A 1,448-nucleotide genomic window follows, 5' to 3' on the forward strand; every position below is an offset into this window, starting at 1 on the left:
GGTCCCCGCCAGCGCCGGAGCCCGTGTCGTCGACGGTCACGCCTGCTGCCCTTCCGATCTGCCGCGGTCAGGTATCGACCGGCCTCAACTCTACGGCAGGTGTGCGCCAGCTCACTCCGTAGGGCTCGGCCGGGGGGTTGCCACCGGTACCGGTCACCTGACCGGACGCCGGCCGCGGCCTCGCCGTGACCGGCCGCACGGTTCCGCGCCCCTGCGCCGTGCGGCGAGGGGGCCAGACGCGGACGACGTCCCACCCACCCCACTCGGCGCGGAAGCGACCGCGGGCTACGCCGGCCGCAGGTGGACGATGTCGCCCGCGCCCACCGGCTCCTGCACACCCTCCTCCGTGGCGATGATCAGGCGGCCGTCGCCGTCCAGGGCCACGGCCTCCCCCACCACCGCCCGCTCCCCCGGCAGCTCGGCCCGCACCACGCGGCCGAGCGTGGCGCAGCCGGCCGTGTACGTCTCCTGGAGGCCGCTCGCCGCCGGGTCGCCGCCCGCCGTCCGCCACCGTCCGTACCAGTCCTCCAGCGACCGCAGCACCGCCCGCAGCAGCGGATCCCGGTCCGTGCCCAGCGCCCCGGCCAGCGCGAGGGAGCCCGCCTGCGGCACGGGCAGCTCGTCCGCCCGCAGGGTGACGTTGATGCCCACGCCGATGACGATGCCGCCCGGGCCGGCCCGCTCGGCGAGGATCCCGCCGGCCTTGCGCTCCTGCCCGCCGACGGTGACCAGCAGGTCGTTCGGCCACTTGAGCGCCGTGTCGACGCCCGCCGCCCGGGACAGCCCGGTCGCCACCGCCACGCCCGTCAGCAACGGCAGCCACCCCCACCGCGCCACCGGCACCTCGGCGGGCTCCAGCAGGACGGAGAAGAACAGGCCCGAGCGCGGCGGCGCGCTCCAGCGCCGGTCCAGCCGGCCCCGGCCGGCCGTCTGCTCCTCGGCCACCAGCACCGCCCCCTCCCCGGCCTTCCCCGCGGCGGCCCGCGCCGCGAGGTCCGAGTTGGTGGAGCCGGTCCGCTGCACCACGTCGATCTCGCGGTACAGGCCCCCCTCCCGGACCAGCCCGCGCCGCAGGGCCGCGGCGTTCAGGGGCGGACGGTCCAGGTCGGACCAGCGGTTGTCGTCTGAAGGTTTCTGCGGCGTCATGCAAGCCACCCTAGGTGTGGTAAACGACGCACTGCTGATCCGTAGGCCCGCCACTACTCTACGGATGAGTAACCGTCCCCCCTTTTGAGCAGGCAGGGAGCCGCATCCCGATGTCCGAGCCGGAAGAGATCGACATTCACACGACCGCGGGCAAGCTGGCGGACCTCCAGCGCCGCATCCACGAGGCGACGCACGCCGGCTCGGAACGCGCCGTCGAGAAACAGCACGCCAAGGGCAAGCTGACGGCCCGTGAGCGCATCGAACTGCTCCTCGACGAGGATTCGTTCGTCGAGCTGGACGAG

At 74.5% G+C, this 1,448-nt stretch carries 2 protein-coding genes; one reads left to right on the forward strand and one right to left on the reverse strand.

Going from position 1 to position 1,448, the window contains the following annotated elements:
- Positions 1-285 precede the first annotated feature (285 nt).
- Positions 286-1,146, reverse strand: coding sequence for a biotin--[acetyl-CoA-carboxylase] ligase (locus IE312_RS03775; RefSeq protein ID WP_189978367.1), 861 nt, complete (start codon positions 1,144-1,146; stop codon positions 286-288).
- Positions 1,147-1,256: 110 nt separating this feature from the next.
- Here IE312_RS03775 and IE312_RS38645 point away from each other — a divergent pair.
- The coding region (locus tag IE312_RS38645) for a carboxyl transferase domain-containing protein (RefSeq protein WP_306419710.1) at positions 1,257-1,448 on the forward strand (192 nt) is incomplete at its 3' end.

This window comes from Streptomyces capoamus (genome assembly GCF_014654935.1).
Taxonomy (GTDB): domain Bacteria; phylum Actinomycetota; class Actinomycetes; order Streptomycetales; family Streptomycetaceae; genus Streptomyces; species Streptomyces capoamus.